The following is a 7,488-nucleotide window of genomic DNA, read 5'->3' on the forward strand; positions in this document are numbered from 1 at the left end:
CTGGAGCGTTACGGGAGGGGCGTGAATATCAAAGCATGTTTGCATGAGGCGCTGGGGCACCCCATGCAACACGTAATTGGGACATAGCCTTAATTAACCCACACTATTTATAATTCTCTCTCTATATATCCTGTGCCCAGCATACATTATCTGGCCACCTCACCCATGATTTGGGCCTTTGGCAACAACACACATCGGCTCAATTTCATGAGCGTGCATCATGAAACGGATACTACTTGATCCTGGTGAGTTACCTGAAACCCATAGACCCATATCAATAGTGAAGATGTGGGTATGATCAAGGAGATTCAGGTTAGTATCTTTTTTCTACAGCGCGGCTCCCGATAGAAGCGTGCAGAACACCACCCGACAATAATCAAGTGTCCGGATGTAGTTGATCACTGCAGACTATGCTAGCGAGATAAGGTGGGATTAGCGGATAACCATGCGAATGATTAACAGGCAACACAATAAAGAAGCAACTGACGTCGTAAAAAAATGGCCGAGATATCATCTCGGCCATTCGTAGCTAGGTCAAAGACTCAAGCCAGGATATTACTCATCTGCAACTTATTAGAAGTTGTACTGCAGAGCAACAGTCCACTGGTCGTCAGCCTTATCGATACCTTCGATACGGTATTCGGTGTAGGCTTTCAACTTGGAAGTGAAATCATACTGAACACCCAGCAGGGTGGCATCGATAGAATCTTTGTAAGAAGCGCCTGGAGCACGGGTCTCTTCTTTGTTGTAACCTGCCAGGAAGGTCCAGGCATCTACGTTATAGGTAGCAGCCAGTTCGTAGCCTTTACCTTCATGCTTGTTGCCAGTTGCTTTGTTTTTCAGATCACTTTCGTTGTACATGGCTGCAAAGTAGAAGCCATTGATACCGTAGTTGGAAGAGATAGCCCAATCAGACTTCTCAAACTTGCTGCCCTTGGTGAACACACCTGCGCGGTTAGCAGTTGCTTCCAGATCAGAACGGTTGTAACCGGCATCGAAGCCCAAACCGAAGTCAAACTTGTAACCAGCGGCAGCGCCGTAGCCTTGGTTCAGTTTTACATCTTGAATAGTTTTGCTGATGGTGCTGGAGCCAACGTCTTTAACAGAAGTCACTGCATCATCATTGGTCTGGTAAGACAGTTTACCGTGGAAGCCACCGAAGCTGTTGGAATAGATGATCTGACCTTCTTGACGACCATCGTACAGGTTACCTTCGCTACCCCACTCGTTGAAGATATCGGTTGCAGCGATAGCATCGTAGTAAGCGGTATCAGTTTGACCGAAAATGACTTTACCGTATTGGGTACCATCGAAACCTACGTAGATATGACGAGCTTCGAACTTACCACCTGTTTTCTCACCCTTGGCAACACCATCTTTGCTGATGTTATCGCTGTTCTCGGACGCAACTTGCCACTCGGTCTTGGCAATACCTGACCAGGTGTTGTTCAGGGCAATTTTGCCAGACCAGCCCAGACGTGATTGACCAACCAGCTCTGCATCGCTGTTGTCGTGGTCACCGTAGTAGTTAGCCTGTACACGGCCATATACGTCGAAAGTGGTACCGTCTTTGTCATAGATCACTGCAGCGTTAGCGGCGGATGCAAACAGAGCTGGGATAGCAATAGCCAGAATTGTCTTTTTCATAGTTTCCAATGCCTACTGTAATTAAACACTAAGTTGTTGTTATTCCCTGTGTTAGCGATGTTCTTTGCATCACTATGCCGCCGAGACTAGCACCGGATTTTTTGAACCGCAATGAAAAAACTTGGAACTTTTTATGGAAACCATAGTCATGGAGACAAAAATGTGAGCCAAGTCTCACCTGACGGCAAGGCAAAAGGAAAACGTTTACAATGAATCCTGCTGATTATTTGGACTCAAATAGCTTGTTTTACATGCAAATCACGCTAACTACCTGATAAACAACCAAAGTGGTCTGATCAGCGTAAAACAGTCGTGATAATGGCTATTGCCTCGACCTCACCAAGGGGTTGCGGGTATCCTTGTCCTTCGATTAACCCCTAACTGGCCTGCTCTTCATGCTCTCTACTCGCCTCAAAGCCACCATTCGTCAAACCTATCGCCAGATTTCGGATGGATTACCCGGTTTTGTACCGCGCAAAGAGCAGAATTTTCTGGTGGCCGAAATCGCCAAAACCCTGACCGGTGAGTACGACAAACAGCGCAGGATCCTGGTGGCCGAAGCGGGAACCGGTATCGGCAAATCCCTCTCCTATGCGCAAGGCGCCATCCCGGTGGCTCGACTTACCCAGAAGAAGCTGGTGATCTCCACCGCCACCGTGGCTCTGCAAGAGCAGCTGATCCACAAAGACCTTCCTTTTTACCACCGCCACAGCGAGCTGCCGTTTCGCTTTATGCTGGTCAAGGGCCGCCAGCGCTACTGCTGCGAGCATCTGCTGGAGCAGGCTGCCAGTGGTGCCGAGATGGCCAACTTCGAGCTCGACTTTTTTCTGCAAAATACGGGTGCCCTCAGCAAACACAAGCCATCGGAGAGCGACAAGGATCGTTACCAGGCGCTGTGGCAGGCCTATACCAATGGCAAGTGGGACGGGGATCGGGACAACTGGCCGGAGCCGATCCCCGACCTCTGTTGGGATCGCATCGCTGCCGATCGCCACACCTGCAACAAGGCGCTGAGCCATCATCAGCACTGCCCCTTTCATCGCGCCCGCAACGATATGGAGAGCGCCGATGTGCTGGTCGTCAACCATGCGCTGCTGCTCTCCGATCTGACCATGGGGGGGGGCATCATTCTGCCGCCACCCGACGAGTGCATCTATGTACTGGATGAGGCCCATCATCTGCCCACCATCGCCCGGGATCACGGCGCAGCATCTGCCAGCGTCAAAGGCTCGCGCCGCTGGTTGGAGAAGCTGGTACAAAGTGCAGGCAAGCTAGCGCGGACGCTTAATAAAGAGAGCCTGCTCGACCCCCAGCTCAAACTGCAGGATGCACTGGCCTCCATCCAGCCTGACCTGAAGGCGGTCGAGCAGTGGCTCAGCGCCAACGAGCGGCTGTTTGGCACAGAACCCCACTACCGCTTCGCCGAAGGAGTACTGCCGGATCCCCTGCCCATGCTGGCGGAGAACCTCAAGGAGTCGAGCAAGAAGGCGCTACGAGCGCTGGATCGGATGCAGGGGGCCATCGGTGAAGCACTGAAAGATGGCGAGATCCGCCGCAAAGAGGCCGAACCCCTGCTGGCAGAGAGCGGTTTTCATCTGCAGCGGCTGGAGAGTTTCTGCGCGTTGTGGGAGATGCTGGGGCGCCATGTGCCGACCGGTAAAACCCCGCTCGCCCGCTGGATGGCCAAGAGCGATGACGGCGATATCTGGCTGCACGCTTCACCGATTGAGGTAGGCTATCTGCTGGAGGAGTGGCTCTGGTCGAAATGTTTGGGGGCCGTGCTGGTCTCCGCGACCCTCACCGCCCTCTCTTCTTTTAGCTATTTTCGCCATCAGGTGGGGCTCAAAGAGCACGACGGTACCCGCTATTTGCGCCTGCGCTCCCCCTTTGACTATCAGAAAGCCGAGCTCTATCTGCCCAAAATGGCGCACGAACCCAACTCGCCTGCTTTTACCAGCGAGCTTGTCAGCGTGCTGCCGCGTATTTTGGCAGGCAAGGAGGCAAGCCTGGTACTCTTCTCCTCCTACCGGCAGATGAATGAAGTGGTGGCGGGACTGCGTGCCAAGGGACTCTCCCTGCTGGTGCAGGGGGAAGCGTCCCGCAATGCCCTGCTCACCTTGCACAAGCAAAAATGCGATGGCGGTCAGGCCAGCATTCTGTGTGGCACCGGCAGCTTCTCGGAGGGGCTGGATCTGCCGGGTCACTACCTTACCAATCTGGTGATCACCAAGCTCCCCTTTGCGGTACCCAACTCGCCGGTCGAGGAGGCCACCGCCGAGTGGGTGGAGCAGCGGGGGGGCAACCCGTTCCTGCAACTGACGGTGCCAGAGGCATCGCGCAAACTGATCCAGGCCTGTGGTCGCCTCATCCGCAAAGAGGCCGATCGGGGGCGGGTCACCATTCTTGACCGGCGTCTGCTGACCAAACGTTACGGCAAGGGGTTGCTCGATGCCCTCCCCCCGTTTACACGGCGGATCGAATAAATAAGCCGGTTGTTATTGACAGAAAAACCGACAGCGGCGCGAACGTTGACCACCAGAAAGAGCCATTGCCGCAGTAGGCCAAACCTGTAAAAATGAGCCCCTGTTTTCAGTGGGCAATCGCCTGACTGTTCAAGGAGATGAAATGAAACTGACTGTTCTGGTACCGGCGCTGGCTGGTCTGTTGTGGGCCGGTAGCGCCCTGGCTGATGCTCAATTGGAAGTAACCACCCCTTATGTCGTTCAGCTGATCGATGGTCAATCCATCAACCCCAAGCTGCTCGACAAAACCAGCACCTTCCCCCTCTCTGCCGGCAAGCACCAGTTGGTCATCGCCTTTGAAGGCAACTTCTCCAACCGCAGCGAAATCAAGCTGGTGACCGCCGAGCCGCTGGTACTCAACTTTACCGCCGCAGACAACCAGAAGCTGGTACTGGACTACAAGAAGCCCCGCAACGAGACCGAGGCCAAGCAGTTTGTCAAAGATCAGAAAGTGGCGCTGAAAGACAAGGTCAGTGGTCAGCAAGTGAGCAGCGAACAGTTCGTGATGCCGAAAGTAGAAGGCTTCCAGCTGACCCGCGACTATCAGCAAGAGCTGATCAACATGGGCAAAGCCTTCAACCAGCCCACTGCGGTTGCCGTCTCTTCTGCCGCCGTGATGGCCGCCGCCAGCGCACCGGTTGTGGCAGCCCCCAGCAAGGCGCAGAGCAACCCGGAAGCCCTGACCCAGCTGCAAAACTGGTACAACAAGGCCGATACGGAGACCCGCAAAGCGTTCCAGATCTGGGTTATCCAGCAGCAGTAATTGGATGATTCATCCCGTATCGCCGGGATAGACAAGGGGAGCCAGGCTCCCCTTTTTCATATCTGCAAAGGCCCTGCCGTCATGTCACTGCGCATCTTCTATCACCCCCTCTACTCCGCCCTGGCCCTGCCAGAGCGCCATCGCTTCCCGCTGGCCAAGTATCAGGGGCTGTTTGAGCAGTTGGGCAGCCTCGGCTATCCGCTGGTAGAGGCCACGCCCGCCAGCCGCGCACAGATAGAGAGCGTGCATGATGCGGCTTATGTGGCGGCGGCCCTCGCCGGCACCCTCGATGCGAGCGCCATCCGCCAGCTTGGTTTTCCCTGGTCTCCCTTGCTGATTGAACGCACCTTGCGCTCGGTAGGTGCCACCATTGCCGCTAGCCGCCACGCCCTGGAGGAGGGTTGCGGCCTGCAAATCTCCGGCGGTTATCACCACGCCCACCGGGATGTTGGCAGCGGCTTTTGTCTCTTCAACGATCTGGTGATCGCCGCCCAGACCTGTCTGGACGAAGGGCGCTGCGAGCAGGTACTGATCATCGATCTCGATGTCCATCAAGGGGATGGCAGCGCAGCCCTGTGCCAAGGACGGCGCGATATTATCACCCTCTCCCTGCACGGGGAGCACAACTTCCCCCGTCACAAGCCCGCCTCCCACATGGATTTCCCTCTGCCAAGCGGCATGCAGGACGATGCCTACCTCACCACGTTGGCAGAGGCGCTCAATCTGGCGCTGCGGCTCTACGCTCCCGATCTCATCCTCTATCAGGCTGGCGTGGACGTACACCGGGGCGACGAGCTTGGCTATCTCGCCTTGAGCGATGAGGGAGTACGCCAGCGCGATGCCATGGTATTTGACTGCGCCCGGCAGCACGGCTTGCCCATTGCTGCCGTGCCGGGCGGCGGCTACCGGCGCGACTGGCAGCAGCTGATCCCGCTGCATATGTCCTTGTTTGAAGAGGCAAAAAAACGTTACGGCTAGCCGTTAATCTCTGATAACCGCAGTTGCAGACAACAACAAGGCGGCCCAAGGGCCGCCTCTGCGTTATATCGCGCGTCATTGCGCCGTCTTTATCCCTTATCGGGAAGCGAGGATGGCAGCCCTGCTGCCGCTCTCGTTCAGGCGTTGGCCACCGGCGTCGGATGTTTCCCCATGGGGCGCAGCAGCATCAGCAGATAGATAAGCGACACGCCGGCGATCATGATAAAGAGCAAGTTGTCCGAAAGGTGCTGCATCAGGAGCGCAGTATAGGCTGGGCCGAGCAGGCTGCCGATGGTATAGCTCAGCAACAGTGCCTGATTCATCGCCACCAGCTGATGGTGTTCGACCTTCTCGCAGGCCCACGCCATGGCCACCGGATAAAGAGTAAAACCGGCAGCGCCCAGGATAAACAGGGCCGGCCCCATCGCCACGCCGCCGAGCATGGCTGCGCAACCCAGGATCACTACCAGCACCTGCACCCGCAGTACCGACAGACGCCCGAAGCGATCAGCCAGACGGCCGACCGGCCACTGCCCCAGAATGCCGGCACTCACCATCACCGCCATCCAGTAGCCGATCTCCCCATCGCTCACCCCCTGATGATTGAGGTAGAGCGGCATCAGACCATAGAGCGACCCCAACACGATGCCGGAGATGATGCAGCCATCGACCCCAAGCCGCGCCTGCCGCAGCCGCAGCATCGGCCAGACCCGGGTCGCTCCCTGTGCTTCGCTGCCCTCACTGACGATGCGGGTGAACAACAGCGGCAGAATCGCCGCCAATACCAGTCCGGTCGCCCAGGGTAGCACGTCCATCAGGCCGGTCGGCAGCTTGCTGACCAGCAGTTGCCCAAGCACAGTCCCCAGGTAGTAGACCATCATGTAGGCGGCCAGCAGTCGCCCCCGATTGTGCGCGTTGCCACTGCACATCAGCGCGCTCTCCACCACCACCCAGATCATGGCGCAGCCGATGCCGGCAATGAAGCGCCAGGCGAGCCAGCTCCAGAAACCGAGGGTAATGCCGAGCCCGACACAACCTGCGGCAAAGATAACGGAGGAGAGGTAGTAGCTGCGGTTAAAGCCAAAACGCTTGATCAGGGTGCCCGCCAGCAAAGTTCCCAGCAGGTTGCCGCTGAAATAGGAGGAGCCGACCATGCCAACCTGCCAGGTCGGCAGATTGTCATGGGCAAGCCAGAGCGGCACCAGAGTATTCAGCACCGCGATGGAGAGGGTCAGCAGCAACAGGCCACAGAGCAATAACAGCACTGGCCGGGTGTATGTGGTCATGGGTAGAACCGTGAGGAGAGTCAAAATGCGAGCGCATCATGCCACTGCCAAATCCATTGTCAATCGGCACTGCAGCCAAGCCGCAAGGTTTTGTTGCACGCAGTGATTGCTACGAGATACGACCCCATTTAACGCCAGCGGTATCCTTTTGATTAACCAGAGATTTGGCTATGTAACCGGGATATGGCCAGTTGAAAATCATCCCCTTCGCGATACCTTGGCTCGCTTTTGCGGCCATAAACAGAAGAGGGGGCCCGGGGGGGCGCCCCGAAATAAAAAACAAACAAAAAAA

General features: G+C 56.2%; 5 protein-coding genes. 3 read left to right on the forward strand and 2 right to left on the reverse strand.

Annotation, left to right across the window (positions count from 1 at the left end; genetic code table 11):
* Positions 1-573 precede the first annotated feature (573 nt).
* Positions 574-1,647, reverse strand: a complete 1,074-nt coding sequence (locus tag ACW5W8_RS23045) for a porin (protein WP_498630698.1) — start codon at positions 1,645-1,647, stop codon at positions 574-576.
* A gap of 395 nt (positions 1,648-2,042) precedes the next feature.
* Here ACW5W8_RS23045 and dinG point away from each other — a divergent pair, with 395 nt between their 5' ends.
* The 3 genes from dinG (at position 2,043) to ACW5W8_RS23060 (ending at position 5,910) form a co-directional block, all read left to right on the forward strand.
* On the forward strand, positions 2,043-4,130 hold the full coding sequence (gene dinG / locus ACW5W8_RS23050; protein ID WP_498630700.1) for an ATP-dependent DNA helicase DinG: 2,088 nt from the start codon (positions 2,043-2,045) through the stop codon (positions 4,128-4,130).
* 142 nt (positions 4,131-4,272) lie between these two features.
* Positions 4,273-4,932 carry a YccT family protein gene (locus ACW5W8_RS23055; protein WP_498630702.1) on the forward strand — a complete coding sequence of 220 codons (660 nt, stop codon included), beginning with the start codon at positions 4,273-4,275 and terminating at the stop codon, positions 4,930-4,932.
* Between the two features lie 81 nt (positions 4,933-5,013).
* Entirely contained in the window at positions 5,014-5,910 is an 897-nt protein-coding gene (locus ACW5W8_RS23060) for a histone deacetylase family protein (RefSeq protein WP_498630704.1), read from the forward strand.
* 137 nt (positions 5,911-6,047) lie between these two features.
* Here ACW5W8_RS23060 and ACW5W8_RS23065 read toward each other — a convergent pair whose 3' ends face one another.
* Positions 6,048-7,196: an MFS transporter gene (locus tag ACW5W8_RS23065; protein WP_498630706.1), complete on the reverse strand. Its 1,149-nt coding sequence runs from the start codon at positions 7,194-7,196 to the stop codon at positions 6,048-6,050.
* Positions 7,197-7,488: the final 292 nt, after the last annotated feature.

The organism is Aeromonas aquatilis (assembly GCF_054052405.1).